We start from the raw sequence: 26,998 nt of genomic DNA, 5'->3' as shown, positions 1-26,998 counted from the left end.
CTGTAGCTGACCGCGCCAATGACCTCGATTCGGCTACCGCGTGTTCGACAAACCCACGCCGATCGCAGATGCGAGAGTTCCCCAGCGCAGCCACGGGAATAGCGCACGGTTGTCCGTGGCCATGAGAAAGTCGCCACTGGTGGCCGGTCGTAGGTCGCCGTTGGCGGCCAGGTAGAAGTCCCCATTCCCTTGCTCGTCGTGTCATGCCCGGAGCTCGTGGCCTGGGCAGTGACGGTGATAGCGCCAACTGTCATCCGTCACTGCCCAGGGAGTTCCATTGAAGTCTGCGAGGGAGCGAATGGACATTATTTCCGCCTATCGAGAGGTCGGAACCTATCGTGGGGGCGCCGAGTTGTGCGGCACTACGCACAAGACCGTGAAACGGGTCGTCGAGCGTGTCCAGTCCGGCGGTCGGCCGCCGGAGCGGGTGCCGCGGCTGCGCAATTACGATTCGGTGCGCGAGCTGGTCGCTGAGCGGGTCACCAAGTCGAAGGGCCGGATCTCGGCTAAACGACTGCTCCCGGCGGCGCGGGCCGCCGGTTACGAGGGGTCGCCACGGAATTTCCGTCGGCTGGTTGCCGAGCAGAAAGTGTTGTGGCGCAAGGATAATCATCGGGGTCGTCGCCCGGCGGTGTGGTCGCCGGGTGAGTATCTGGTGATCGACTGGGCGCAGGTCGCGCCCGGGTTGCAGTTGTTCTGCGCGGTGCTGGCGTTCTCGCGGTGGCGGTTCACCGCGTTCGCCGCCGATCAAAAGCAGTCGACCACGCTGGCCTTGATCGCCGAAGCGTTCACCGCGATCCCCGTCATCAAGACCCTCGACAACTTCGACGTCGCCTCCTCGTCCATCGGCCAGGCCAGCTTCGACTACCTGTGAGCCTGGAATGGGTTCGCGCGCAGCACAATCTCGCGCTGATCGGGCCACCCGGAACAGGCAAAAGCCACACCCTGATCGGGCTCGGACACGCCGCCATCCACGCCGGACACAAAGTCCGCTACCTCACCGCAGCCGACCTGATCGACACCCTCTACCGCGGCCTCGCCGACAACACCGTCGGCAAAATCATCGACAACCTGCTACGCGCGGACCTGGTGATACTCGACGAAATCGGATTCGCACCCCTGGACGACACCGGAACACAACTGCTGTTCCGGCTGGTCGCAGCAGCCTACGAACGCCGCTCACTCGCCGTCGCGTCACATGGCCAGCACCATCTCGATACCAGCGACGTCGCGATCGAGATGCCGACCGGTGAAGGCAAGACCCTCGTGGCGCTGTTGATTGCCGACTACGCGCTGGACCAGGGTTTTGTCGGTGGCCTACTTGACGGGAACTCGTCACCTAGCGGAGCAGGTCCAGGAAGAGGCCGGCAAGCTTAACACTTCACCGGTGCGGAGTGTTGATCGGCCGTCCGGCATCGAGATCCGCCCCTATCATCCGCCGACCGCGCTTAATGCGGGCTACAGCCAAGCCAGACAACGGACCTATCTGTCGGCGACACTCGGGTCGATGGATGACCTGCAGCGCCGCGTCGGCGGTGGCAAAGTCACCCGGCTGGTGACCGAACAGCCCTTGCCGACCGGTTCGACCGGCGAGCGGATGTTCGTGCTCAACCCGAGCCAGAAAAAAGCCCTCGACCCGGCAGTGATCGCCTGGGCGGTTCGGCAGACCATCGCCGCCGGTGGGCGGGCAGCGTGGTTGTGCGCCAGCCACCCCGAAGCCGAGGACGTTCAGATGCTTCTTACTGGCTTCGGCCACGACGTCTACCGGCTCCGCGCGGGAGATGACTCCAGCGTGGATGCCTGGAGCCGCGCCCCATTGGGCCACCTGGTTACCGCTGGCCGCTACGACGGACTCGATCTCGCCGGCGATGTGTGCAAGCTGGTAGTCATTACAACAGTCCCGCAATCCAGTAGCGAGTTCGAGCGATTGGGTGTGAATCTTGTTGTGGTCACACCTGATAACGTGTTGACGTTGAACGAGGCGTTTGCGACGTAGCTGACGCCCAGGTAGAAATGTTGCTCACGTGCGCACTGGTGGTAATTTCCCGGCATCTCGACGACGCGGTGTTGTCGGTGGCTCGGGTCGAACGCGCCGCCCTGCAGCGCCTCATGTCGGAACTGCTCAGCGCACCTGCGGTGCAGGTTCTCGCGCTGCTGGGAATAGGCAACCACCATGATCATGTGGAGGTCGCCGTGGTGGCGATGCACGCGGTGATCGATCACGCGGCCGCCGACCGGATGGAGTTTCTACAAGGACTTCAACGCGTTGTCGGACCTGCGGCGTCGCCGGCAAAGCCCGGGACCAGGTGTGGGCGATGGCTCGCTCGGGCCGTCTCGGACATCGACTGCGAGTTGGCGAAAGATTCGGGCAATCACTCGGTACCGGACCCGGCTGCCGGTGCGGGCGGTACCGACCGGATCACTAAGATCATCCGGCGCTCGCATAGCCCTTGCGGCGGAGACATCCTGTGGTGGCTGGATCCGGCGCCCGAACCGCACCCCGCCGACACGGTCGGCCCCGGAGTGGGGGCACTCCGATGCGGGTGATGTTCGTAGCGACACCGCTGATCGGGCATCTGTTCCCGATGATGCCTCTTGCTTTGCATCTGCGTGCGGAGGGGCACCAGGTGCTGGTAGCAACCGGTGGCGATGCCGCGACGGCGGTTTCCTCCGATGTCCCGGTTGTCGACGTCGCACCGCGCATCGGACACATCCGTGCCGTCGCACAGGGATTGGGCTTGCACCCGGTCCTCGCACTGCGATCCGCGGCGGGAATGGCCGACGCTCGCGGCGGCGCCCACGTGTTCGCCGTCACCAACAAACCGATGATCGACAAGCTCATTCGAGTGGCGGCCCGGTTCGCGCCCGACATTGTGGTGCACGAACCCTTCGCGTCTGCCGCGGCCATCGCCGCGGCCCACCTCGGCGTCCCCACAGTGCTGCACAATATCGCGCTGGACGACGGCACCGTAATTCGACGGGAACTGTTGCGGCTGCTAGGCGGTGCCGACATTCCCGCGAGCACGGCCACCCTGTCGATCGCGCCGCCCAGCATCGTCTCTGTCCCGGGTTGGCCCCTGCGATACATCCCGTATTCGACACCGGGCGCATCCACGCCTCGATTCCTCCTCGACTCCCCCCGCCGACCGCGCATCGTCGTAACCCGAAGCACCATGCTCGGCGACGGCCCCGACGCGATGCTCCGATCGGTGCTACGGGCCGCGCCCGACGTCGACGCCGATATCGTTATCGTCCGCCCGAACCGAACAGTCATGCGCGCCACCAACCTTCCCGGCAACGTCCGAACAGTCGGGTGGATCGCGCTGCACGCCGTGCTCCCGACCTGCACCGCGATGGTCAACCACGGCGGCGCCGGCTCGGTGTATGCGGCTCTGCGCGCCGGAATCCCTCAGCTGGCGACCCCCGCCCCCGGCGACCGCAGGTGGAACGCGGTATCGGTGCATCGCCGCGGAGCGGGTATCGCGGTGCTGGGAAGAACGATCACTGCGGCGCACCTGCACACCTTGATCACCGACGCGCGCCTCGCCGACGCTGCCCGCGCTGTCGCGGCCGAGGTGGCCACCATGCCTGCCATCGACGAGGTCGCAGCCCAAGTCCTCGCATTGGGCAACAACCGGCCGCCCCTGCGACACTCCTGACCGACGACCGGGGGAACCCGGAGGCGATTCAGATCGACAACGACAAGACGAAGGCGCGGATCCGAGGATTGTCGCGGTGTCGCGTCAGATGGTCCAGCAGCTGCGGATCCCACCAGTCGATGGTGCCGCGGAAGCGATTGAGCAGGACCAGCGGGACACCACTTCGCGGACCGAGGCCTAAGATCGTCGCCCGGGAGTTCCATGCTCGCGTGACTGCGGCGCGCAGCGTCGGCGTGTCCAGGAACTTCATCGCCTTCTACTCTGGGGAAGCACTGGACGAGATGGGCAGCGATTCGATGCTGACGCCGATCTTCAAAGTTGCGCACACTGTTGATGTCGACCGCCCCGATCGCGCTGCCCTGGATCTGCTGCGGTTGATGCAGAAGTGAGAAATCACCCAACCTCCTACCTCCACAACACCTCACTCCGGCCGGAAGTCGATGTGATCGGCCCAGGTGTAGGCGAGGAACCGCAGCATCGGGTCGTCGAGTCGCCACGGCTGCGCATCAACGCGCTTGTGAGGATGTGCTGCTTTCCCAAAGTTTCTCGCACTTCCCTTGCGGTGTTGGTGTAGCTTCCGCTCGCCAGCGCGGCGGGTTTGTCCTCCCAGATCCTTGCCCGGTGAAGTCGTCGATAGCGCGCGGCCGAGAATCCATTTCCGCGGTGTGCCTACCGCCATCCGTTGGGTTCCATGCGCATAACCGGCTGGGCATCGAGCATTTGGCGCAGCGCAGCATCGAGGGGCCAAGGAAACAGCAGGTCGTGGCCGAGCCGATTGTCCACCGCAGACACCGCTCCCCGCAGCATTGACGTGGTACCGACCCGGTCGACGATCGATTCGAACAATGGGGGCGGCGTCGCCAGGTAATACAGTGGCCGCCGCATTGTCCCCGCCGCTACTCGGCGAGTGGCCCCTCGCCGCAACGGCGCGCTCAATCCGGCGGCATAGAGCAGACCGTCGGGTGTTATCAGCAAACGCTCCGAGGTAACAGTGACGTTGCCGGTGGATTCGCCGCTGCCCCATTCCATCGCCGCAAGTCGGCCGTGCATCACACGCCATCGGGCGTCGTCGGACAGCACCCTTTCGACGTCGTCTCGGCACAACCACGGATACGGCCCGGCGCCGGAATCGAAGCATTGCCGCAGAGCCTCGTCGATGAAATCGAACAGTCGCTGGTTCATCACATGCTCCTCGATCGCGCGACATCCGGACAAGCTGCGTGTCGTCCGGCATAACTTTGTACTAGAAGCATCGCCTCGGCGGAGCGGTCGAGATCCATCATCGCGGCCTCGATATCGAGACTGGCTGGTGGTCGAACGACGGTTCCGCCGCACTCCGGTCCACTGCACCGGGCTCGGGGCTCGGGCGCGATTCTTCCTTCTTCGGCCAGATCAGCGGGACCCACGTGGTACGTCCGGATAGCTTCGGCTTCTCCGTCGACGCTCGTCACTTCGAACGCGAAGATGGCAACGCGTTCTCCCTTGGCCGGACGCCCGAACGGCCAGGGATTGTCGTACTGTTCCCCCGACGGATTCCCGATCGTCTTCGCGATTATCGTTGTCGGCTCACCCATGATTCTCGTTCCTCACTTTCCGCGGCTTCCGAAGCGTGGGGCCCGTCGCGGATCGAAAACAGCTGGTCAGCTCGACCATGACCGCATAGTCCACCCTATCGCCGGGGCGCTGGGCCGGCCGCCCTTTCGGTCGAGATCTGTGCAATCCGCCAGTCCGAAGCGCGCAACGAGGTCACCGTTGTCGGCATCGAGGGTGATGGTGGCACCGTCGTCGATGTCGCCGGACAACAGCGCCCGCCCAATGCGTGTCTCGACTTCGTGAGAGATGAAGCGCCGCAACAGCCGCGCGTCGTACACCGGGTCGTATCCCTCCTTTTGGGAGTCCGCATCCCTCGCGCTTCGCGCCGGGATCGCAAATACCACCAGGCCAATCCAGGAGCCGTCTGTGGTTTGCCCCCACGCATAGACCAGGCCGGACACCACCTGTGCAGTCGAGTCCGGACGATTTGACGCGCATCGTCACCGCATCACGACGGAATGCGCCCTGCGGCGGGATCGCGATGCCCAAATTCACGTTCACCGTACCGGTGGCCGAACTCGTTGCGGCCGTTAGCGACTCGGGTGGTGGTGACTAGTGGCCCGATTCCGCCTGGAAGACCTCCCGATCCCCGGGCACGCCGTCCTGTCCAGCCAGCTGGGCTCGGAGGATCTGGACGAACTCATCGAAACCACGCGGCTGTGGGCGTTGCGGGCAACGTCGACTATCTCGCCGACGAATTCCAGCGCGCAGAGCACATCGACCTACGTGCCGATCCGCAAGCGCTGCAACGACTTTTCGAGGCGGCAGAGAAGGCCAAAGTCGAGCTGTCCTCGGTGACACAGACACAGGTGAATCTGCCCTTCGTCACCGCCGACGCGAACGGACACTGAACGGGAGCGGCCCGGCGCGTCGAGGAGACTCGACGCGCCGGGTGTCGCGTTCCAGTTCCAGGACTTGGAACAGCGAACCCCGCCCGCCGCCACGATAAAGCTCGAGCGTTGATAGCCGGAATGGCTAGCATGTTATGGGCGTAACGGCGCTGGCTCTGTCGCAACCGTAACTGCGGCTGCGGTTGTGTGGATCATGTCGAAGTTTCAGAAGAGGGGTGGCTCACGCCTCTGCGGGATGGCGAAACCCTAGTCCTCAACAGCAATTCAAAGTAGATGTCGACAACCGGCTTTCCAAGACGGACCGTCTGTCTTCCGCAACCATGCCTCCCGGTAGGCGTCCCGGTCAGCCTGGATCTGGCGGCGTGACTCGTCCGTCTCGAAGATCACGAGCGCGTACTTCATGAAGGGTTCTTCTCCTGAGTCAGGCGGTGATGCGGGCGAGTGCCCCGGTTTCGAGGGCTGTCCACATGGCACGGTCGGGGCCGAGGGTGATGCCGTGCGGCTCGGCGCCGGGGGTGGGCAGGTCGTGTGTTTCGATCACAGCGTCCGGCGTGACGGTGCCGACGCGGTTGCCGCCCCATTCGGTGAACCACAGGGTGTGGTCAAGGCCGGGGGTGATGGCGTGCGGTCGGCCGGAGCGGTCGGGTAGCGGGAACTCTGTGACGGTGCCGTCGGTGGTGATCCGGCCGATCTGCCCCGCGGCGATCTCCACGAACCACAGTGCACCGTCGGGTCCCGCGGTCATCCCGACCGGTGCGGCTGCCGCGGTCGGGAGCGGGTGCACGGTCACGGTGCCGTCCGTGCCGATGCGGCCGATGGCGTTGGCCTGGTTCATGGTGAACCACATTCCGCCGTCCGGGCCCAGGGTGATGGCGGACGGGAACGCCCCGGTGGCCGGAAGCGGGAACTCTGTGACCTCACCGTCGGTGGTGATCCGGCCTATTCGGTCAGCGGCGGTCTCGGTGAACCACAGCGCCCCGTCGGGACCGGCGGCGATGCCGAACGGCCCGCACTGCGCCGTCGGTAACGCGAACTCCCGGACCGCACCGTCGGTGGTGATCCGGCCGATCCGGTGTGCCTGGTACTCGGTGAACCAGAGCGCACCGTCCGGGCCGGGTGTGATGATCGTCGGCCCACAGCCTGGGTCGAGTTGATGGTTCTCCGGCTCGCCGCCCGGCGCCAGCCGACCGATATGTCCACTGTGAACCAGCGTGTACCAGAGCGCGTCGTCCGGCCCGGTGGTGATCGCGTACGGCCCGTCGCCGGTCACGCTGTACTCCTCGATCGATACCCGTGTCATACGGCCTTCTCCAGTCCGTGCTCGGCGGCTGTGCGGGCGATTTCGGCGGGGGTGCCGGCCATGATGCTGCGGGCGTGCTCGGTGACGAGTTCCACCGGCCAGTCCCACCAGGCCGCGCGGCGCAGCGCTTCGACGTCGGCGGCGTCGAAGCGCTGCCGGATCGGACGCGCCGGGTTGCCGCCGACGATCGTGTACGGCGGTACGTCCGCGGTGACGACCGCACCGGCCGCCACGATGGCGCCATCACCGATGGTCACGCCGGGCATGACGATGGCCTGATAGCCGAACCAGACGTCGTTGCCGACCACAGTGTCGCCACGACTGGGCATGCCGGTGACGAGGTCGAGGGTCTGCTCGGTCCATTCGCCGCCGAACATGGTGAATGGGAAGGTGGACACGCCCATCGTCGGGTGTTCGGCGCCGGCCATCAGGAACCGCGTCTCGGCGGCGATCGCGCAGTACTTGCCGATGACCAGCCGTTCCGGGCCGTAGGCGTAGAGCACGTTGCGGTGCTCGAACTCCGTCGCGCCGTCCGGGTCGTCGTAGTAGGTAAACTCCCCTACCGCGATCTTCGGCGAGCTGACCAGTGGTTTGAGGAACACCACCCGCTCATGGGCCGGTAGCGGGTGGCGGGTCATCGGATCAGGTGTCAAGGTTGAGCTCCTGGTGACGGGATGTGCGGGCACGGGATCTAGGAAGACGTAGACACGGCGCAAGCTTGCCTGCTCGGTGACCATGACGACCAGCCCGATGATCACGGGAGGGCCATCGGCCGGTGCTAGTTCCCAGGTGAGGCGTACCACATGGTGGTGGCTGTCGACGCTCCCGGCCATGCGGTACACCAGACCGCGGAACTGCCGCTGGGCGGTGGCCACCACGTCCTCGATGGCGTCGCGGCCCTCGGCGGCCACGATCGGGTCGATGTAGTCGGCGTCGTCGGTCGTTCCATCGCATCCGGGTCTCATGCCCCAAAGCGATGTCCTCGACATCGATGAGGATTTCGTCTTTGCGTTGTTTGTTCCACACCTGCCGCCCGGTGTAGCGGGGTTGGACAGGATCACCCGAATTGCGCCCTTGGACCACGCCCCCGTATGACCGCGAAATCTCGTCAGCGTCCATCCCGGTCGAGCACTGGCAACACCGGCACCTCGCCCTCGGTGGTGGTCCCGGCGACCCTGTGGGCCGCCGGAAGCGACCCGATCGATCTCGGCGACCGATGGCCGCAACCGATCGTGTCTCGCGCGGTGCGCGAGTTCACCGCCCCGGGTGGGCGGGTGCTGTTGCTCGGCTGGCCCGCCCCCACGACTCGTGGTGGCCTGCACGCGGTCGCGGCGGACACGGCGGCGGCGTGCGCCAGCGTCGAGGCCCTCGGCCGCACCGCCCACCACGAACCCCGCACCCCGACCGGCACGGATGAGGCGGTGGATCGGGTTCTGGACTGACCCCCGCGTAGCCCCGCCGAGAAGTGGTCACGATTTGCTTGCCGTTGACATCGTCCCCTTCGCAAAATCCTGAGCGGCGGCGCAGGGGAACCCGTACGCGAATGCCCGGACAGGTAGGGCTACGCGCACGGGTTGTGGCTGCTATCAGCTGGCAGGTCAGGCGGTGCATGGGCAGGGAGTACAGGGCTGCGGGGGCAAGATGGCTTGGTTCGTTCGGTTCTGTCGAGCTGTTGACGAGTGCTGAGACGCGGGCCACGCTGCTGCGTCTCGTGCGCGTCCCGTCTCGGTGGCGAGGCTTCGCGCGTGGAAGTAGGTGGCTTCCACGCGTTCGAGAACACGGCGGACGCGGGCGCGCTCGGCGCGGCGGGGATTGAGTGGATGCACCAGGGGACGGCAAGCCGTGCGGAAGGCCTCCAGCGCTTGATCAAGATCACGTGCATCGAGTGCGGGCTTCGGGACGCTGGCCTGCGGCGCGCAGCGCATGAGGTGGTCGAGAAGGAAAAGTAGCTCCCTCAGACGCATTTCGGCGACCGTGCGGACAGCCATGGGGACGACCAGCGCGGCTGCCAGAATCCCGCACCCGGCCCCCAGAACGGTCTCCTGGACGCGAAGTGCGAGCAGCTGCGGGGAGAGCGTATGCAGGACCGCGAGCACCATGCTGAGCGAGCCGGTGATGAAGAAGGTCACCGCCCAGTAGCTGCCGGAGGGGGTGTAGAACATCCCGAAGATGCAGGCGAGGAGAAAGGCCAGGGCCAAGGTGGTGTGCCTGTCGGCCAGGGCGGCGAGGCCGTATCCGAACGGCACCCCGGCGACGGTGCCGATCAGCCGTCGGCCGCTCTGCAGCAGGACGTCCCCGGTGTGCTCGGCATTGATGAAGACGACCCATGCCGTGGCCACGGCCCAGTACCACAGGTGCGGGGAGAGAAGATGTCCGCCGAGTACGGCGAGCGCGGCCGCGGCGGTCACCTGGAACGCCTGCCGCGTCGTATGCCGCCACGGGCCTGACGGCTGTGCTGCCCCTGGACGCAGCGCCACACGGTCGCGCTCTGTCCGGTCGGTCAAGTCCGCCGTCTCCGCCTCCCTCATCGTGCTGGCGGAGGTCCCGGTCGAATCCTCCGCTGCGCGGATCGCGAGTACGCCGAGGCGTTGTGCGGTCGCGTCCGCACGTGCCGTCCGCTCCAGCTCCGCCGCCGTGTCTCGGAGCAGCCCGACGGGAGCCTCGTACAGGAATTCCTGAAGCAGCAGCGCGGAGGTGTGCAGCCGGTCGAGACGTCGTTCGACTCTGCGGACGCCAGCTCCGCCGTCTGCGAGTAGATCTGACGTGGCCTGCTGTGCATCACGAAGCCGTCTGTTGAAAGCCGCCCTCAGGCGCCTCACGATTCCGTAGGACGTCGTGGGCACCAGACAGAAGCGAGTGACTGCGGCTGCCGCGAAGGCGACGGCCAACGCCCCAGTCAATTGCGGGAGTTGGTGGGGCTGAATCCCAGCGAACTGGGACAGGAAGTAGGCCATGAAGGCGAAGATCCCGAGGTCCAGGCCCCGTCGTCCGAAGCGGCGCGCATATACCGCGGTGAAGATCAGCAGTAGGAAGGCCAGGTGGGACGCGAAGGGGAAAGGCGCCAGCAGGCCCCCGGCCGTCAAGGCGGCTAGGGTCACGGGAGCCCCGGCGAGCAGAGTGAGGAACTGGTTGCGGGGGTGCAGGTCGCTGCTCGCCAACGAGGTGACCACCGCTGTGAAGCCGCCGGCCAGAAGTACGACCGAGGGCTGATCCCGTACCGTCAGCGCGGCCAGGGTGAGAGTGAGGCCGAGGACGGCACGCAGACCGGCGGTCAGACGCAGCAGGCCCGGGTCGGCTGCGGCAACCCGGTCCCGTAGCGACGCTGTTTTCGCAGCCACCGTGGATTTCCGTTCCTTCGTCGTGGTCGGCCGCTCCCGTCCGGCCCCGACGAGCGGGGCCGTGTGCAGCCCGGGATCACTGGCCTGGGGCCCGCGTTTTCGCACGGCCTTGGGGACAAGTGGGGGCCTCGGGGTACCAGGGCGAAGGGGTCGCCTGGCCGGTTACTGCTTCCTCGCTCGTGTGGCCAGTCTGGTCCGGCGGGATGGCGGGCGGTATGCGTCAGGTGACTGCTTCCACGGCCAGGGGTGCCCTTATTCCTGGTGGCCGGCCGTCGCGAGGGTGCCCTCGATGAGGTCGCGCAGCTGGGATCGGGCGGTGATGCCCAGCTTGGGAAAGCTGCGGTAGAGGTGCGAGCTGACCGTGCGCGGGGAGAGGAAGAGCTTTTCGCCGATCTCTCGGTTGGTCAGCCCGCGGGCGGCGAGCCGGATAATCTCCTGCTGTTGCGGGGAGAGTTCGGCGAGCGCGTCGGGGGCCGCATCTGTGACGTCGAGGCCGGCGGCGCGCGATTCGGCCCGGGCGCGCTCGATCCACGGGCGTGCGCCCAGGCGCCGGAAGGTCTCCAGGGCCTCGGTGAGCGGCCCACGCGCCTCTGCGATGCGCCGACGGCGCCGCAGCCACTCGGCGAGGTCGAGCAGGGTCTGTGCGCGTTCGAAGGGCCAGTACTCCAGTACCGGATCCGCCAGAGCCGCCCGGAAGTGCGGTTCGGCGTCGTCGGGGTCCGCCAGCAGGCCACGGGCTCGGCTGATCAGCGCACGCAGACGAGGTGAAGCGTTGTCCGCCAGCGCAGATGCCGAGCGCTCGACGATCGCGACAGCCTCCTCATGGCGGCCGCAGCGCACAGCGGCGGCGGCCAGATCCGCGAGGGCCGGGTAGGAGGCGTGGTAGTGCACGGGCGCGCCGTCTACCGTGAAGACCATGCGGAGTTGGCCGTACGCGGTCTCGTAGGCGCCTTCTGCGGCTGCCGCGGCACCGAGCGCACGACGGGCATAAACGGAGACCGAGCGGCTTTCCAGCGGATCGATCAGGACGAGCGCGTCCTCGGCCCGGGCACGGGCCGAGGACGCATCGCCCTGGAAGGCCAGCACGGTGGCATCCACGGTGGCCGCACAGGCCACGGCGTGGTCGAGGCCGGCCGCCCGGCCGACTGCGGTGGTGCGGGCGCAGGCCTCACGGGCCTGTTCCCACCTTCCTCGCTCCAGGTAGGCCCAGGCGACCGCGCCGCCCAGACCCTCGGGCAGCGCTCCCTGCAGCTCCCAGCGGTCGAAGGCCTCGTCGAAGGCGCGGACGGCCTGTGGGGTCTCGTCCAGGAGCCACGCCATGATCCCGACGGCGGTGAGCCGCTCCGGCCGGGCTTCCGCCTCGGCGGCCAACTGCGGGAGCAGGCAGACGAGTTGGGCCCGGTCGTCGAAGGGGTCCGACACAGCCCTCACCCAGGTGCGCAAACCTGCGTGTGAGGCGTCCTCGGGAAGGCGCCGCAGGACCTCCTGGATGCGGTGGCGCTGGGTGTCCTCTCCGGAGTAGAAGCGGACCACGGCGGCGCCGGCCACGAGGTCCAGCCCGGCGGCGGGCTGGGAGGCCGCCAACTGCTCGGCGTCGTCGGCCAGCCGGGAGAAGACCACGCTGTGGCGCACGGTCAGGACCGCCAGCCGTCCGGCCTGCACGGCGGCGGAGGCCAGCAGGGTTGCGTCATCCGTGCGCGCGCGTGCTGCGGCGACCAGTTCCTCGACCCAGGCGATGTCTCCGGTGAACACGGCCGCCGCGGCGGCTTCGACCAGCAGCCGGGCACTGTCCTCGCGTTGCGGTGCGAGTTCCGCGGCGCGCTGCAGGGCCTGGGCCGCCGCCGCATGGCCGCCGCGGCGGCGGGCCCGGCCGGCGGTCCGCTCCAGCTCCGCCGACGCGGCCGCGTCCGGGTGCGGGCAGGCGGCGGCAAGATGCCAGGCACGCCGGTCCGGTTCGTCCCGCAGCATCTCGGCGAGCGCAAGGTGAGCCTCGCGCTGGGCGCCCAAGGACGCGGCGTGATACACGGCGGACCGGACCAATGGGTGGCGGAACCGGACGTCCCGGCCGGTCCGCCGGACCAGCCCGGCCTGCCCGGCTGGCAGCCAGACCGCGTCCTCGGCGCGCGGCAGCCCCGCCGAGACGGCGATCGCGGAGTCGGCGCTATCCATGGCGGCCAGGAGCAGCAGAGCCCGCATGGTGGAGGCGGGGAGACTGTTCAGGCGAGCGGCGAAGATCCGCTCCAGGTGATCGGTGAGCGGAAGCGGACCTGCAGACGGCAGCCCCGCAGCCGTGTCCTGTGCTGAGGCTGTCCTCGTCAGTTCCAACAGTGCCAGCGGGTTGCCGCCTGCCTGGTCGAGGATCCGCGACCTGGTGTGCCCGGCGGGGCTCTTCGGCTGCAGGTCCAGCAGCTGATTGGCCGCAGCTTTGTCGAGCGATCCCAGGGTGAGCATCGGCACATGACGGTCGAATCCCGGAAGGTGATCGCCGCCACGGGCACCGATCAGCATGGTGACCGGTTCACCTTCCAACCGTCTGGCAACGAAGGACAGCGCATCCAGGGAAGCACGATCGAACCACTGCGCATCGTCCAGCACCACGAGCACGGGATGGTGGTCGCCCAGGCCTGACAACAGGCTCAGTACGGCGACCCCGACCAGCATGAGATCGGGTCCCGGCGTGGCCGACCCCTCGCCGAAGGCGTCCTGCAGCGCCGCGCGCTGCCTCCCTGGCAGTGCGTCCACCTCGGCCGGCACCGGCCGCAGCAACTGATGAAGTGCGGAGAACGCCAGGCTCGACTCCGACTCGCTCCCCTCGGCCCGCAGTACGCGAGCGCCGCCGGCTTCCGCCCGGTGCACCGCGTGCTCCAGCAGCGCGCTCTTCCCCGTGCCCATGTCACCGACCAGCATCAGCACCGGGTCGGCCGACACCGAGTCCACCGCACGAAAGAGGCGTGCCAATTCCGCGTCCCGGCCGACGATCAGCTCCCCCGGATCCGGCTCCGGTCCCATGACCGCACCGCGGTCGCCTGTGTGCTCGTCCACGGAAGTCTCCCGGAATTGCGGCTTTCGATCGGAGTCGCCTTGCCCTGGCCCGCCCAGGCTACAAGCGGCCGGGCCCAGTGCCCAGGCCATGCGCGCAGGTGCAGTCACGTTACGGATACCGCGCGCACCGAGACCGCTCGTACGGTTCCAGGAAAACCTCCACATTCCCAAGGACGCCCCATGGAACAAATCACGCTCGGCAACGTCACCATCACACGGATATGGGAGTATTTCGGTTCCGTCGAAATGACGCCTGACACCTTCTTCCCGGAAAGCTCGAAGGAAGTCTGGGAGACCGGTACCGACTGGCTAGCCCCGCATTTCCTGGATTCCGAGACCAACATCGTGAATTCGGCGATCCAGACTTGGCTGCTGCGCAGCGAGGGCAGGACGATCCTGGTCGACACCGGCGTGGGCAACCACAAGGAGCGTCCCTACGCCCCGGTCTGGAGCCACCTCGAAACGGACTTCCTGGCCAACCTCGCGCGGGCCGGTGTCCAGCCGGAGGACGTGGACATCGTGATCAACACGCATCTCCACATCGACCACGTCGGCTGGAACACCTACCTGGACGGGCGGCAGTGGGTGCCCACCTTCCCCAACGCCACCTACCTGATGCCGAAGGACGACTTCGACTTCTGGAACCCAGAGAACGGACACCAGCCGCTGCTCGGCCGCGGCAACCAGAACGTCTTCGAGGACAGCGTCGCCCCGGTGCACCAGGCCAGCCTGACGCAGCTGTGGGAGAACAGCCACCAGATCGACGCGAACCTGCGCCTGGACAGTGCTCCCGGGCACACCCCCGGTTCCTCCGTGCTGACTCTCACCTCCGGCACGGACCGTGCGGTGTTCGTCGGCGACATGCTGCACAGCCCGGTGCAGATACTGGAGCCGGACGCCAACAGCTGCTTCTGCGAGAACCCCGCCGAAGCCCGCGCCACCCGCCGCAAGGTGCTGGGCTGGGCGGCCGACAACAACGCGCTCGTGATCCCGGCGCACCTGGGCGGGCATGGCGCCACCGAAGTCGTACGCGAGGGAAGCACCTTCGCCGTCAAGGGCTGGGCGCCCTTCACCCCGTACACCGAGCAGGGCTGAACCCGCGGAAAGGCACCAGAGATGAACCACCACGCCGAACCCGTCGTGACCACCACGCAAGGAGCCGTCCGCGGTCTGCGCCAGGACGACGGCACCGCCGCCTTCCTGAACATCCCCTACGCCGCCCCGCCCCTGGGCGCCGGCCGCTTCGCGCCGCCCGAGCCGCACGAGCCGTGGGACGGCGTACGGGACGCCACCGTGCCCGGCCCCAACGCGCCGCAGTCCGAGCGCAAGCTCGGCAGCATCGACATGGCCCCCTACTTCGGCACCGGCTGGAGCCGGGGCGAGGACTACCTCACCGTCAACGTCTGGACGCCCGCCGTCGCGCAGAGCGACCTGCCGGTCATGGTGTTCGTGCACGGCGGCGGATTCGTCGCCGGTTCGACACGGTCCGCGATGTACGACGGGTCCGCCTTTGCCCGCGACGGCGTCGTCCTCGTCACCCTCAACTACCGGCTCGGCATCGCCGGGTTCCTCGATCTGCCCGGCGCGCCCGCCAACCGCGGCCTGCTCGACGTCGTCGCCGCGCTGCGCTGGGTGCGGGAAAACATCGCCGGCTTCGGCGGTGACCCGGACAACGTCACGCTCTTCGGCCAGTCTGCAGGGGCCACCGTCGTCGGCGGCGTCCTGGCCGCCCCACAGGCCGCGGGCCTGTTCCACAGGGCGATCGTGCAGAGTGGCAGCGGCCTGGGGGCGTTCAGCACCGAGCAGGCCGCCCGCGTCACCTCCGCGGCCGCCGACGTCCTGGGCGTCGAGCCACACGTGGACGCCTTCGCGGGGATCTCCGACGAGCGTCTGGTGGAGGCCGCTTCCAAGCTCGCGGGCATCGATCTGCAGACCGCCACCCACCATGACCCGCTGATCGGGCTCAGCCCCTTCAGCCTGGTCCTGGACACCCAGCCCGCCGAAGCCGTCGCCACCGGACACAGCTCCGACGTCGACCTGCTCGTCGGCACCAACACCGAAGAGGGAAACCTCTACCTGGTCCCGGTGGGCAAGTACGCCACCTCGACCGCCGCCGACGTCGACGAGGCAGCGGCCCGCTCGCACCCGAATCCGGTGCAGCTCGTCGAGACCTACCGCAAGTCCCGCCCCGAGGCGTCCTTCGCGGGGCTGCGCTCCGCCATCATGGCCGACGCGCTGTTCGGCGCGGGCAGCCGCGCTCTGGTCGGCGCCCATGCCGCCCACCCGAAGTCCGCCACCTACGCGTACGAGTTCGCCTGGCGCTCCCAGGCCCTGGACGGAGAGCTCGGCGCCACCCACGCCGTCGAGCTGCCCTTCGTCTTCGACCTCGCGGACCGGCCCGAGCTGAACGGCCCCACCGCCCTGCTCGGCCCCGACAAGCCCCCGGCGGATCTCGCGGCCCGCACGCACGAGACCTGGATCCGGTTCGCCACCACCGGCGACCCCGGCTGGGACCCCTACGACACCGAGCGCAGGGCCACGATGCACATCGACGTCGAGTGGACCCAGATCGACGACCCCCGCAGCCAGGAACGACAGGCCTGGAGCTGACGCCCGTACCGGTCTCGCCTGCTCATCCCCTCCAAGGACCACCATCGCTTCAAGGAACACCATGACCAGAACCGTCATCACTACAGACAACGCACCCTCTCTGCCCGCCCCGCTGTCCCAGGGCATCCGCAAGGGCCCCGTCCTGCAGGTCTCCGGACAGCTCCCCTTCGACCCGGACACCGGCGAGGTCGTCGGTACCACCGTCGCCGAGCAGACCGCACAGGTCCTGCGCAACGTGAACGCCGTACTCGAGGCGGGCGGGGCGGGTCTGGAGGACGTCGTCATGCTGCGGGTGTACCTCACCGACCCCGCCCACCTGGCCGAGATGAACGAGGCGTATGCGGCAGCCGTCGGCGAGCCGTTCCCCGCCCGTACCACCGTCTACATGCAGCTCCCGCCGGGACTGCTCGTGGAGATCGACGCCCTGGCAGTGCTGGGCGACTGATCAGGATGGCCGGTCGTCTGGCAGGAGCGTGCACCAGTCTGAGGGTTCCGCCGGCGTACCTGCTCGAGGCCCTGTGCGCACTGATCGGACGACCGGCACCTCCCCGCGGGCCTCATCCCGTACGCCGCATCCACGAGCAGGTCCTCCAGACAGTGGGGTCGGTGCCGCCGGGCGTGCTCGAGCCGGGCGACGTGTGCGCGGCCACGGACGTGCGCGCGGGCCTCTTGAACGCCGAGATCCCGGCCCCCTCGGACACGGCCGCCCTCTGCATCCGGCGCACGGTCGACGACCTGGGACCGGCCGACCTGTGGGAACTGGCACGCTTCTCGGCCGTGACCCGGGACGATCTCTCCTGGGGCGCTGCCGCGGTCCTGGCGGGAGGAGATCCCGGCGCCGGAGACCTGCTGGACGAACTCGCCGCGCACACCCTCGCGGAGGAGGTCGCCGAACGGTCTCCGTGCCAGTGGGGCCGAGACCACACCGAGGCGGTCCGCGCCGCGCTGTACCGGATTCTGGCCGACCTCGCCGACGCCCTCCTGGAAGTGTCGGAGTCGACCCCGACACCCCTGGACTGGACCGTTCACGACAACGGCGGGAGGTATGTCACCACCGCAGTGGGCGACGGGGTCATGTACGACGTGCTGGTCCAGACGGCGCAGAACGCTCCCCCGGCTGCGGCACTCGTCTGGGACCCCCCGTCACCGCCCGCCGCACGTGCCGTCTGGCAGTGGCAGATCACCAGCGGACCGGTCGACCGTGCCTCTCACAGCTGTGCGCCCTTGCCCTCCCCACTCGCGGCACGGCATGCCGCCGAGTGTGCAATCACCGCACTCACCGCCGGCAGATGCGGGCTGTGAGCCACCTCGGCCTGCGCCGGACCCATGCCGCACCGCAGACGTGCGTTCCAACGCGGTACATGGACGCTGCGGTGAAGCAGCTGCGCGCGGACGGCTTCGACGTCCGTGACGAGGACGTGGCCCGCCTCTCGCCGTTCGTCAGGCATCACATCAACCTGCTGGGCCGGTACTTCTTCCAGCTTCCCGACCTGCCAGGCGGCCTGCGTCCGCTGCGCGCCCCGGACGCCACCGACGAAGAATGACCGGGTCCTGGCCCGCACCGCCGGACGGGAGGACCCTGGAGGTACGTCCGGCGTCGTCCTGGTTGCAGAAGACCTCGCTCCGGTCATCGAGCCTCCGGCAAACCAACACCCTCGCCCTCCACCACGCGGCCGACCACCTGGCCCGCCGAACTCTGGCGCCCCGGATCGACAACAGCCAGGTGGATTCACATCACCTCCCGTAGGTCCACCGGTCCGAGTCGGCCGCGGCTGCCATGGAACTATTGGGCTTTCAACTGGTGGTTCGGGTGGTGTCTGATGTCTTGCCGTCGCCTGCGATGTCCAACCGGTGGTTGCTGCTGCGGTGGCGCACACCCTATGGTCGCGTTCGAGTTGGCTGATCGAGTGCGGGGCGGCTGGTTGTGTCGGTTGCGTGCTGCGGGTATCCGCGGGCGATCAGAGCTGCTCGGAGGTGCCAGATACCGGAGAGTTTGGTTGGGTCGAAGCCGGTGAGTTGGCCGATTCTCTTGAGTCGGTAGTCGACGGTGTTGGTGTGTACGTGCAGCGCCTGGGCAGTGCGTCGGCGGGTGAGGTTGTGGCTGAAGTGTCGTTGGAGTGTGTCGAGGAGTTCGGGGTGTTCGTCGAGTGGGGTCAAAATTGTGCGAAGCCATTCCAGACCAGGGCCCGGGCGGGTGAGCTGGTATTCCATCGCGAGTTGATCGAAGCGATATAGTCCGCGCGCATACTGCAGCCGCTGCACCATGTCGAGGAGTTCGTGTGCTTGATCGGTGGCGCCCGGAATACGGGAGGTCGGGGAAGTGACGACTGTGGCGGTGATGGGAACCTGTGCGGCGCGTGACAGTTCATCGATGAACGCGTCGAGGTCTTCGTTGGGCACCAGTGTCTCGGGTAGCAGGATCGTGCCGCCGTCGACGCTGAGTAGTGAAAGCGCATTGCCGGTGTACTTTTTGGCGAGCTCCGCTTGTATACGCCGAAGTTTGCGTCGTGCAACGACTTTGGCATCCAGGCGCGGGTTGTGTTCCTCCGGGTGTGCTGGGATGGCCACGGCGAGAATCCAATAGGATTCGGCGATCTCTATGCCGCACTCGCGCGCCATGGTAGAGGTGGAGTTGCCGCCGAGCAGAGCTGAGGTGAGCGTGTGCGCGGCGGTGTGGTGGTCGCTGACCACGGCCCGCAACTCCTTGACGTAGGCGTGGGAGACGGTGGCGGTGATTGTGTCGAGGATTTCGAGCAGTCGCCGGCTGGCCGACTTGATGCTGTCGAAGTCCGCGGCCGTCGCATCGGCGAGTACCAGGTCAAAGCCGAGCTTGAACCCTTCGTGTACCGCGTGGTGGATGGTGTCGATCGGGATGCCTTCGCGAGCCCAGCCTTCGGCGGCAGTCCGTAGTTTCTGGGTCCGCTCGGGGCCATCGGAGCCGTCGAGCATGCTCACGGCGAGCTCGAGGCAGGTCCGGGTGATCGTGGTGATGTCGCCATTGAGCGCCTCGCCGGGCAACGTCCGGCAGGGAACGATGTGCTCGACGAAGTGGCCGACCATTTTCCGCGATAGTGTCCGGACGTCTTTCAATGGCGATGTGACGGGCTGGCCCGAGACGATCAAGTCCCGACGGGCTGAACTGGCGATGGTCATTGTGACTCCCTTCCATCCCCGCGGCGTGGCGAAGCACATAACGGTAACGTGGCGATCGCCGGTATCGGTCCGGCTATCTGCGCTTCTGGGTTTTGGGGAATGGAGTTGATCACGCCGCTGTGATCAACCACAGATCTGAAGGCGCCGCCCCTGGATACGCGGTCGCTGGATTGGTCAAACGTCCGGTTGGCGTCGCGTATCGGCAATACGTTGGCCGAGATCGCCGAGCACGCCACCGGGCCGAGATCGTAGGGAAGGATCACAATCGAGACGGCGCTCGGTTCGTTCGATCACTGAAATGAGCCGGTCAGCGCGAAGCCACAGCGATCAGCCCGTACCGTCGATGTCTGAAGGGCGGCAGAGGGAGCGCCATGGCAGTGGACCCGCACGACGAACGTCGAACAGCAGGCGCAACATCCGCCCACAACGGACGCCCTCGACATACCGTCGCGGACCGAGTTCTCAAGGCCGGCATCGAACGTGCGCTCGTCGTATTCGACGCCGCCGAAGCCTCGGGTGCCCTCACATTCGATTGGTTCGAGCACGCCGCGACCCGCTGCGCACAGGACGGAATCCCGATCGAGACGGTCCACGCGGTGGTTACCGAAAGTGTGACAGCGGCGTTGGGTCGACTTGGTTCGGCCACCGGCGTCGTCGACGGCGGACGGGAAGTCGGGCTCGAACAAATCGCTCCCCCGAGTATCCTCGACCAGCTCATCGCCGTCGTCTCGCGCGCCTATGCCTGACCGTCGGTGGCATAGCCGGAGAGCTGGCGGGCACGGTTCCGGTGAGCAGCCGTTTGAGGATCCGCGATCGTGGTTCGCTCCGGCACCGGCGGGCGCCCGTCAGTGTTGTGGCGCGGAATATCGGAATGCAGGTACTGGACGAGTTTTCCAGGTCGCCGTCTACGAACAGTGCCGAGGAGCGGTGTCGCCGAACGATCTCCTCGATCTGCAGCCCGGAAAGACAACCCGCAGTCCTTGCGGCTGCATGGTCGACCTGTCCCTGCGGACATGTCACAGGTACCGGGTCGAGTGCGGTGCGATGATCCGATAGCCGGGATGCTGGGCGAACACCGCCGCTGTGGCATGGCTGCGAGAACGTCGAGGCCTGGCACGACTTCGATTGGCGTGCGGGTGAACTCGCATCCGATCGGTTAGACGGTGACCGGTGCGGCGGCGTCCTGGTCGGTGATCTGGCTGATGCCATCGGCGGTGACCTCCAGCACGCATGCAGTGGAGATATCGAAGAACAAGCCCGACACCGTCAGGCCGCGCTCCGCGACGGCCTCGCGCATAACTGGATGATGCTGCAGGGTCTCCAGCTGCACGGCGACGTTCACCATGCTCAGCTGAGCGGCCTCGTCGTAGCCCGCGGCCGCCGCAGCCAACCGCACCGGGTGCTCGGCCCGGTAGGCGTCCAGGCTGGGCCGGGCATGGGCGAGCCAGACGTCCAACCTCGGTCCGGCGGAGGTGCCGGCGAGCAGCGCCTTCATCGCACCGCACGAGGAGTGGCCGCACACCACCACGTTGCGCACCTTCAGGTTGTCCACCGCGAAGGACAGCGCCGCTTCCACCGAGGCGTCCGAACCGTCCGCGGGGTGCAGGTTGCCGACATTGCGGACGGTGAACAGGTCGCCGGGGCCGCTGTTGGTGATCACGTTCGGCACAATCCGCGAGTCGGTACAGGTGAGGAACAGCGAGTGCGGATCCTGCCGATCCCGCAGCTCGTCCAGGTGTGGACGCAGCACGTGCGCGTGGCTGCGGTGATAGGAGGCCACACCGGCCGCGACCGCGTTATCGCTGCGGTCGCGCCACGGGCCGAGCGCCTCGTCGAGCATGCCGCGCGCCCGTCCGCGCCGTGGCGGTCCGGTCATGGCGTGTTCCATGCGCGCAGTGCCGATCTCCACGAATTCCGCTTTGCCGCCGATGCTTTCGTGCTGGCGGGTCCAGTCGTGGATGGCCTCGTAGGCGGCGTGGTCGAGGAAGTCGACGGTCAGCTCGACCAGTACGTCGGTGCCGGTCGGGACCTTGGCTAGTTCCTTGGTCAGCTTCGGCAGCGCCAGGAAGGTGCACGTGCCGTCGATGGTGACGATCCAGCGGTCGGTGCCCGCCACCGGCGCGGCCTGTACCGACACCTTCACCACTCGCCACAACAGCATCGCGAACGCCAGCGCTAGGCCGATCAGCACGCCCTCGAGCAGGTTCAGTAACACCACACAGACCATGGTCACCGCGTATACCGCCAGGTCGCCGGTGCGATGGGCGAGCCGGATGTGGGCCAGCTTCACCAGCTGCATGCCCACCACGATCAGCAACCCGGCCAGTGCCGACTTCGGGACCTGCTGTACGACGCCCACCAGCGCGATGGAGAACACCAGGATCCACACGCCGTGCAGAATCGCCGAGGCCTGGGTGCGCGCTCCTGCGGCCACGTTGGTGGAGCTGCGCACGATCACCCCCGTGACCGGGAGGCCACCGAGCATGCCGGAGGTGATGTTGGCCGCGCCCTGGGCCACCAGCTCGCGGTCGAAGTTGGTGCGCTTGCCGGTGTGTAGTTTGTCCACCGCCACCGCCGACAGCAGGCTCTCCACGCTGGCGATCAGGGCGATGGTCAGCACCGCAAGCGCCACCGCACCCCAGTTGCCGCCGGGCAGGCCAGGCAGGCCGATAGCGTCGAACAGCGAACCATCGATCTTGATGCGCTCCGGATCGCCGGGCAGCACAAGCGAGAGCACCGTACCCACCAGCACCGCCACCAGCGGGCCCGGGATCAGCCGCACCCGCTCCGGCACCCAACGCCAGGCGACGATGATGCCGATGACGACCACGCCGACCAGGAAGTCGTCACCATGCAGGTTCAGCAGCTGACCGGGCAACTCGGTGATGTTCTCGAAAGCCGGGCCGCGCGACGAGCCGCCCAGCAGCACGTGCGCTTGCTGCAGGGCGATGGTGACACCGATACCGGCGAGCATCGCGTGCACGACTACCGGCGCGATCGCCAATGCGGCGCGCGCGATCCGGCTCAACCCGAACATGATCTGCAGTAGGCCGGCCGCGACGGTGATGAAACAGGTTGTCTTCCAGCCGAACTGGTGGATGGTCTCGGCGAGCACCACGGTCAGACCGGCGGCGGGCCCGCTGACCTGCAACGGGGAGCCACCCAGGAAGCCAACGACAATGCCGCCCACGGCGGCCGCGATCAGGCCGGCTGCGATGGGGGCGTCGGAGGCGATGGCAATGCCCAGCGACAACGGCAAGGCGACGAGGAACACCACGATCGAGGCGGGCAGATCATGGCGAGTGATCGACGAAAGCCGATCGGACCAGAACCTGCCCGGCACGGCATCCGATTCGGGCGTCGTATCGGTGTCGGTGGACATATTTCTCCTTCACCAGGCCGATGGGCCGACCCGAGTTTGTCGAACATGTTCTCCAAACATCGAAAGCAGCTGCCGGACAACGATGTCCGAGAACTCGATGTCCAGCAGCCTCTCAGGCGTGAGGAGTTTCCAAGATCAAAGTAATGGCAGCAGCACAGCGAAAAACGGGCTAGGCGAATGTTTGTGACCGACACTATTCCGAAAGGCAGTGTTTTCGGTGCCACCACAACGCGTCTCGGACAGAGTGACCGGGAATTCGACAGACTCGAGAGCCCCACAAAGCGCAAGCACAAGCATAGATGCCACGGAAGCTGACGTGGCGGCCATGCCCTCGTAGCCGACTCCAGGTACTCGACGGCTGCGACGAAAGACCACAATTGATCTTCAGAATTCTCGTGTGTATTCACAACGCAGTTGTTTTCGTGAATACCGCGGAATTATTGGGCATATCCACGAAAACTCCGCAAACACATAATCTGAGAACCCAAATTATTGCCGACGGCGGGCCGCGGTCCCGCGGGCCGTGATCTGATTGGGCCGCCTCGAGTTCGGGGCTTGTCACACAGCACAACTGAGGATGACTGTATGAATTCAAGAATTATCCGTCGACTCGCCGTATTCGCGTTCGCGCTGCCCGCAATCGCGTTGAGCAGCGGTACAGCCTCGGCAGCAGCCGCGACGGCCACTCCGGTCGGTGGCTCGGTGGAATTGTGTATTCCCATCCCCCTTGGCTCGGCGGAGAACACCTTCTGCCTGCCTATCGGCTAGTTCGAGTTGGGTGCGGCGGTGGCGAGACCGTTCATGGCGAGCAGGATTCTGTTTCCAGTTCGGAGTCGCCACCGTCGCGCGGCCTCGGTGGAGTTCACCGGGTGGCGGTGTCGGCTCGCGGACGCAGTAACGTCGGTTGCGGCCATACCGGGTAGTGCGCTACTGGTTGAAGCTGTTGTCACGCTGAATGTTCGACCTGACAGTGCCTGAACTGCGCCGGGCGCTGGTCGATCTCGCTTCTTTGGAAAAGGTTGTTGAGCCGACGGTTACGGGCTCCGATGGCTTGTGGGTCTCACTCACTTTTTCGCGCTTCTCGTGCCGCACTGTCCGGATTCATCGCTCTCCTAGCCTATTTGATCGGGTTGCCATTCGCGTCGTTCCTGACTCCCCTTCACCGCCGATGGGGTAGCCGGTCACGACTGAGCCGTCGGGAGCGACGATGACTTCGATTTGGACACCGTTGCGGGTGCCGTTGACCTTCCAGTTGCCATTGTCCTAGAGGACTGGCGGCTGGTCCGAGTCCCTGCAGCAGCACAGCCACCGCGCCTGGGTTGTCGAGGGAGACATGGACGGCGGGGTCACGGGCAGGCTGCATCCGGGCCTGATCGTCCGGTCCACGAATCAACCTGCACCGGCACCGGTCGCGAACGTCGACGACAAGATCGGCCACCTCGAGTCGACCCGCCAGGCACCGGTTCCGGCGGGTCAGAAGATCCCGGCGATGTACGGCGCGCCGCTGCGTGTCCAGCCGGTCAGCAGCCCCTGCAGTTTTTCCTCCGCATACGGGTGGCCGGCCGCGGCGGCGGCGCGAAAGAACTCCGCCGCCTCGTCTCGGTCCCGTACCTCGAGGACCACCGCCAAGTTGTACATGGAGGTGACATCGCCCGCCGCGGCCCCACGACGCCACCACTGTTCGTACTCCGCGACCCGCTCGCACCGGAAGTACAACGAGCCGAGGTTGGCCATCGCCGCACCGGAACCCGCGTCGACGGCCACCCGCAACCACCGCTCGGCCTCCTCGTCCCGTCCCAGCTCCGACAGCAGGTTGCCGAGGTTGCTCATCGCCTTCGTATGCCCCGCCTCGGCGGCCTGCGCATAGAATTCGACTGCCTCCTCTCTATCCCCTCGCTCGACCAGCTGCAACGCCAGATTGAATGCCGCGTCAGCATTCCCAGCTCCCGCTGCAGCCCGATACCAGCGTTCCGATTCAGCGAGCTGCCGCTGTTCGGATTTCAGAAACCCGAGGTTGTGCATCGCTTTCGCATCCCCGGCGGCGGCCGCCTGCACCCACCACGTCTCGGCAGTGGACTCATCGTCGCGTTCGATAGCCCGCAAGCCCAACGTCCGCATCGCACAGACATGCCCCGCCGACGCCGCCACCCTATATTCCGGCTCCGCCTCCGCCGCACGGTCCGCACGCGTCAACGCCTCAGCACGCTCGTACGCCGCCGCCCCACCATCACCATTCATACCGAACCTTCCCTGCGCTCACCCCCGACCGTATCGCGCTGCGCCAGTACGTATTCGCACCCCTGGCAAGCGCCGCCGCACGCGACTCGGGCGCTACCTGACGTACGGGCAGCACCCTACCCACCGGTAGTCACCGAACGCGGGCACCGAGAGGCCGCCGTCAGGCTCGGCTGCTCGACGGGGCGTGGCTCATCTCCGGCCCCTCGATCACGTTCGCGGCTGTCCAGCCGCCGTGCACCGCTGTCCGAGTGGACGATTGGGTGCGTCCTACCTTCGTGACGTGCCGTCGGTTGTCCGGAATGATCGGCAGGCCAGGTGGGATCGGTATAGCTTTCATCGCGCTGCTTCTCGATGGCTCAGGTGGCTCCCCCGCCGGTCCCACCACCTTGTTCCGACCGCTGATTAGGCGCTGCGGACCATCGCTGTGCAGGGCGTTGACGGCGGAACGGGGATGCCGCACGACACGATTGGATGAGGGATCGGAGGCATCACGGCTTTTGGTGGCGGGTATCGACATCGCCAAGGAATTCCATTGGGTGACAGTCGTTGTCACCGATACCGGCAGCGAGGTGATCTCGCGTCGGGTCGACAACGACCCCGACAGCACCAACAGGTTTCCTCGCAGAACTCGGCAGGCCGGAACCGAGCACGGGCCGGCCCCCTCGGTATCGACGTCATGGGTGGCATCGCCGGACTGGCCACCGCGATGCTGCTGGAAGCCGGTCACCAGCTGGTTCACGTGCCCGGCCCGACCGTGAACCGTGCGCGTCACGGCACGCGTGGCGGTGAGCACAAATCCGACCCCCGCGACACCCGGTCATCGCCGACCAGCTGCGGCTTCGGCAAGGCTTCCGGCCTGCGAGCACGATCGGCAACCGCCGCGACGAATGGATTACCGCGGGTGTGTTCGCGCGGCTGAAGACGATCGCGCTGGACACCTACGACCGCATCGTCGGGCTGGTCCTCGACGACATCGCTGTCGACGGCTGCATCACCAAAGCACCCGACGGTGGAGAAACATGCCGGACCGTCTCCGGTGGACCGCCACAAAAAGGGCATGAAACGGTCGCTGCTGGTCGACGGCTACGGCATCCCGCACAGGCAGGTCCTAGCCCGGCGCGAACCGCCCCGACTTTCCGCTGCTGGCCCTGACTCTCGATCGCGTCGACGACCTCGGGCCGTTGCCGGAGCAGATCACCGTGCACTTGGACTCCGGCTACAACTCGGGCAAGACCCGGGACCTGCTGGCCGGGCGCAGCCTGCAGGCCAGATCGCAACCAAGGGCGCGAAAGCGCCGATCCAGGCCAGCCAGCGCTGGCACGTGGAGCGAACGAATTCCTGGCACAACGCTTTCAACAGGCTGCAACGTTGCTATGAACGCCGCGAACGCGTCATCGACGCCTACTTCGACCTCGCCGACGCAAAGCACAAGCTGAGAGACTTCGAGTTATCCCCGACCCTGGGAGCCCTGCAGTATTGCCCCTTGCGCTCCGATCAAGATAGACACGATCCATGGAAACTAGTACGGCACATGTTCGGCTGAAACGTTCGCTGGCGGGCGTCGCCGCTGGTCTGGCTTTGGTTGCGACCATTGCTCCGACCGCGTCGGCCGCCTCCGATCTTTCTGCTGAAACCTCGACCACCGTAGCGGCTCCGATCGACTCGGGATCGTTCAGTGGCTCTGGATATCTGCTCAATGGTGTACTCAACCTCATTTGTGTACTCACTGGTTCACGGCCAACGTGCTGGGGCGACGTTCCCCAGTAAGTTCAGTTCGGTATAGCCCGAGCTTCTGCGGATCCGAGACAATAGATTGTCCTGCTATTGACTCA

General features: G+C 66.8%; 21 protein-coding genes and 4 pseudogenes. 16 read left to right on the top strand and 9 right to left on the bottom strand.

What is annotated here, in order from left to right; genetic code table 11:
- Positions 1 to 277: 277 nt before the first annotated feature.
- The 6 genes and pseudogenes from AB0J47_RS29245 to AB0J47_RS29220 form a co-directional block, all read left to right on the top strand.
- Positions 278 to 787, top strand: a pseudogene (locus tag AB0J47_RS29245) (IS21 family transposase); the annotation flags it as partial.
- A gap of 12 nt (positions 788 to 799) precedes the next feature.
- Positions 800 to 1,200 (top strand): annotated as a pseudogene (locus AB0J47_RS29240) (ATP-binding protein); the annotation flags it as partial.
- Positions 1,201 to 1,312: 112 nt separating this feature from the next.
- Positions 1,313 to 1,996: a hypothetical protein gene (locus AB0J47_RS29235; protein ID WP_364352972.1), complete on the top strand. Its 684-nt coding sequence runs from the start codon at positions 1,313 to 1,315 to the stop codon at positions 1,994 to 1,996.
- A 38-nt stretch (positions 1,997 to 2,034) separates the two neighbouring features.
- Positions 2,035 to 2,547, top strand: a complete 513-nt coding sequence (locus tag AB0J47_RS29230) for a hypothetical protein (RefSeq protein ID WP_364352969.1) — start codon at positions 2,035 to 2,037, stop codon at positions 2,545 to 2,547.
- Positions 2,547 to 3,659, top strand: a complete 1,113-nt coding sequence (locus AB0J47_RS29225) for a glycosyltransferase (protein ID WP_364352966.1) — start codon at positions 2,547 to 2,549, stop codon at positions 3,657 to 3,659. The genes AB0J47_RS29230 and AB0J47_RS29225 overlap by 1 nt, the downstream gene beginning before the upstream one ends.
- Positions 3,660 to 3,868: 209 nt before the next feature.
- Positions 3,869 to 4,048, top strand: a complete 180-nt coding sequence (locus tag AB0J47_RS29220; protein WP_364352963.1) for a hypothetical protein — start codon at positions 3,869 to 3,871, stop codon at positions 4,046 to 4,048.
- Positions 4,049 to 4,328: 280 nt separating this feature from the next.
- On the opposite strand, the gene AB0J47_RS29215 is transcribed toward AB0J47_RS29220, so the two are convergent.
- Positions 4,329 to 4,841: a hypothetical protein gene (locus tag AB0J47_RS29215; RefSeq protein ID WP_364352960.1), complete on the bottom strand. Its 513-nt coding sequence runs from the start codon at positions 4,839 to 4,841 to the stop codon at positions 4,329 to 4,331.
- Positions 4,842 to 5,299: 458 nt separating this feature from the next.
- Positions 5,300 to 5,656 (bottom strand): hypothetical protein, encoded by a 357-nt coding sequence (locus AB0J47_RS29210; protein WP_364352957.1) that lies wholly within the window; start codon positions 5,654 to 5,656, stop codon positions 5,300 to 5,302.
- A gap of 273 nt (positions 5,657 to 5,929) precedes the next feature.
- Between AB0J47_RS29210 and AB0J47_RS29205 the strand changes: the two are divergent.
- Positions 5,930 to 6,097, top strand: a pseudogene (locus AB0J47_RS29205) (Hsp70 family protein); the annotation flags it as partial.
- A gap of 427 nt (positions 6,098 to 6,524) precedes the next feature.
- Here AB0J47_RS29205 and AB0J47_RS29200 read toward each other — a convergent pair.
- Complete coding sequence (locus tag AB0J47_RS29200) at positions 6,525 to 7,403, bottom strand: virginiamycin B lyase (protein WP_364352954.1); 879 nt, start codon at positions 7,401 to 7,403, stop codon at positions 6,525 to 6,527.
- Entirely contained in the window at positions 7,400 to 8,368 is a 969-nt protein-coding gene (locus AB0J47_RS29195) for a CatB-related O-acetyltransferase (protein WP_364352951.1), read from the bottom strand. Before AB0J47_RS29195 ends, AB0J47_RS29200 begins: the two co-directional genes overlap by 4 nt.
- Positions 8,369 to 8,494: 126 nt before the next feature.
- On the opposite strand from AB0J47_RS29195, the gene AB0J47_RS29190 reads away from it, so the two are divergent.
- Positions 8,495 to 8,845 carry a hypothetical protein gene (locus tag AB0J47_RS29190; RefSeq protein WP_364352948.1) on the top strand — a complete coding sequence of 117 codons (351 nt, stop codon included), beginning with the start codon at positions 8,495 to 8,497 and terminating at the stop codon, positions 8,843 to 8,845.
- Positions 8,846 to 9,001: 156 nt separating this feature from the next.
- Here the strand turns inward: AB0J47_RS29190 and AB0J47_RS29185 are convergent, their stop codons facing one another.
- Complete coding sequence (locus AB0J47_RS29185) at positions 9,002 to 10,741, bottom strand: FUSC family protein (protein WP_364352945.1); 1,740 nt, start codon at positions 10,739 to 10,741, stop codon at positions 9,002 to 9,004.
- Between the two features lie 252 nt (positions 10,742 to 10,993).
- On the bottom strand, positions 10,994 to 13,783 hold the full coding sequence (locus AB0J47_RS29180) for an AAA family ATPase (RefSeq protein WP_364352942.1): 2,790 nt from the start codon (positions 13,781 to 13,783) through the stop codon (positions 10,994 to 10,996).
- A gap of 180 nt (positions 13,784 to 13,963) precedes the next feature.
- Here AB0J47_RS29180 and AB0J47_RS29175 point away from each other — a divergent pair, with 180 nt between their 5' ends.
- From AB0J47_RS29175 to AB0J47_RS29155, 5 genes are all read left to right on the top strand, one after another.
- Positions 13,964 to 14,878: an MBL fold metallo-hydrolase gene (locus tag AB0J47_RS29175; protein WP_364352939.1), complete on the top strand. Its 915-nt coding sequence runs from the start codon at positions 13,964 to 13,966 to the stop codon at positions 14,876 to 14,878.
- A 21-nt stretch (positions 14,879 to 14,899) separates the two neighbouring features.
- Positions 14,900 to 16,393 (top strand): carboxylesterase family protein, encoded by a 1,494-nt coding sequence (locus AB0J47_RS29170; RefSeq protein ID WP_364352936.1) that lies wholly within the window; start codon positions 14,900 to 14,902, stop codon positions 16,391 to 16,393.
- Between the two features lie 61 nt (positions 16,394 to 16,454).
- Positions 16,455 to 16,838 (top strand): Rid family detoxifying hydrolase, encoded by a 384-nt coding sequence (locus AB0J47_RS29165; protein ID WP_364352933.1) that lies wholly within the window; start codon positions 16,455 to 16,457, stop codon positions 16,836 to 16,838.
- Between the two features lie 161 nt (positions 16,839 to 16,999).
- Positions 17,000 to 17,695: a hypothetical protein gene (locus AB0J47_RS29160; RefSeq protein ID WP_364352930.1), complete on the top strand. Its 696-nt coding sequence runs from the start codon at positions 17,000 to 17,002 to the stop codon at positions 17,693 to 17,695.
- On the top strand, positions 17,683 to 17,937 hold the full coding sequence (locus tag AB0J47_RS29155; protein ID WP_364352927.1) for a Tn3 family transposase: 255 nt from the start codon (positions 17,683 to 17,685) through the stop codon (positions 17,935 to 17,937). Before AB0J47_RS29160 ends, AB0J47_RS29155 begins: the two co-directional genes overlap by 13 nt.
- Before the next feature lie 334 nt (positions 17,938 to 18,271).
- Here the strand turns inward: AB0J47_RS29155 and AB0J47_RS29150 are convergent, their stop codons facing one another.
- Positions 18,272 to 19,546 carry a helix-turn-helix domain-containing protein gene (locus AB0J47_RS29150; protein WP_364352924.1) on the bottom strand — a complete coding sequence of 425 codons (1,275 nt, stop codon included), beginning with the start codon at positions 19,544 to 19,546 and terminating at the stop codon, positions 18,272 to 18,274.
- 371 nt (positions 19,547 to 19,917) lie between these two features.
- Between AB0J47_RS29150 and AB0J47_RS29145 the strand changes: the two genes are divergently transcribed.
- Positions 19,918 to 20,292, top strand: a complete 375-nt coding sequence (locus AB0J47_RS29145; protein WP_364352921.1) for a hypothetical protein — start codon at positions 19,918 to 19,920, stop codon at positions 20,290 to 20,292.
- Between the two features lie 410 nt (positions 20,293 to 20,702).
- On the opposite strand, the gene AB0J47_RS29140 is transcribed toward AB0J47_RS29145, so the two are convergent.
- Complete coding sequence (locus AB0J47_RS29140; RefSeq protein ID WP_364352918.1) at positions 20,703 to 22,928, bottom strand: bifunctional SulP family inorganic anion transporter/carbonic anhydrase; 2,226 nt, start codon at positions 22,926 to 22,928, stop codon at positions 20,703 to 20,705.
- Between the two features lie 585 nt (positions 22,929 to 23,513).
- On the opposite strand from AB0J47_RS29140, the gene AB0J47_RS29135 reads away from it, so the two are divergent.
- A complete protein-coding gene (locus tag AB0J47_RS29135; RefSeq protein ID WP_364352915.1) occupies positions 23,514 to 23,696 on the top strand; it encodes a hypothetical protein in 183 nt (60 codons plus the stop codon).
- A 705-nt stretch (positions 23,697 to 24,401) separates the two neighbouring features.
- On the opposite strand, the gene AB0J47_RS29130 is transcribed toward AB0J47_RS29135, so the two are convergent.
- Complete coding sequence (locus AB0J47_RS29130) at positions 24,402 to 25,166, bottom strand: tetratricopeptide repeat protein (RefSeq protein ID WP_364352912.1); 765 nt, start codon at positions 25,164 to 25,166, stop codon at positions 24,402 to 24,404.
- Between the two features lie 858 nt (positions 25,167 to 26,024).
- On the opposite strand from AB0J47_RS29130, the pseudogene AB0J47_RS29125 reads away from it, so the two are divergent.
- A pseudogene (locus tag AB0J47_RS29125) lies at positions 26,025 to 26,589 on the top strand (transposase); the annotation flags it as partial.
- Between the last annotated feature and the right edge of the window lie 409 nt (positions 26,590 to 26,998).

Source organism: Nocardia sp. NPDC049737 (genome assembly GCF_040674755.1).
Classification (GTDB): Bacteria; Actinomycetota; Actinomycetes; order Mycobacteriales; family Mycobacteriaceae; genus Nocardia.
Note: the sequence above shows the minus strand (reverse complement) of the source record. Positions and strands in the feature narration are given on the sequence as shown.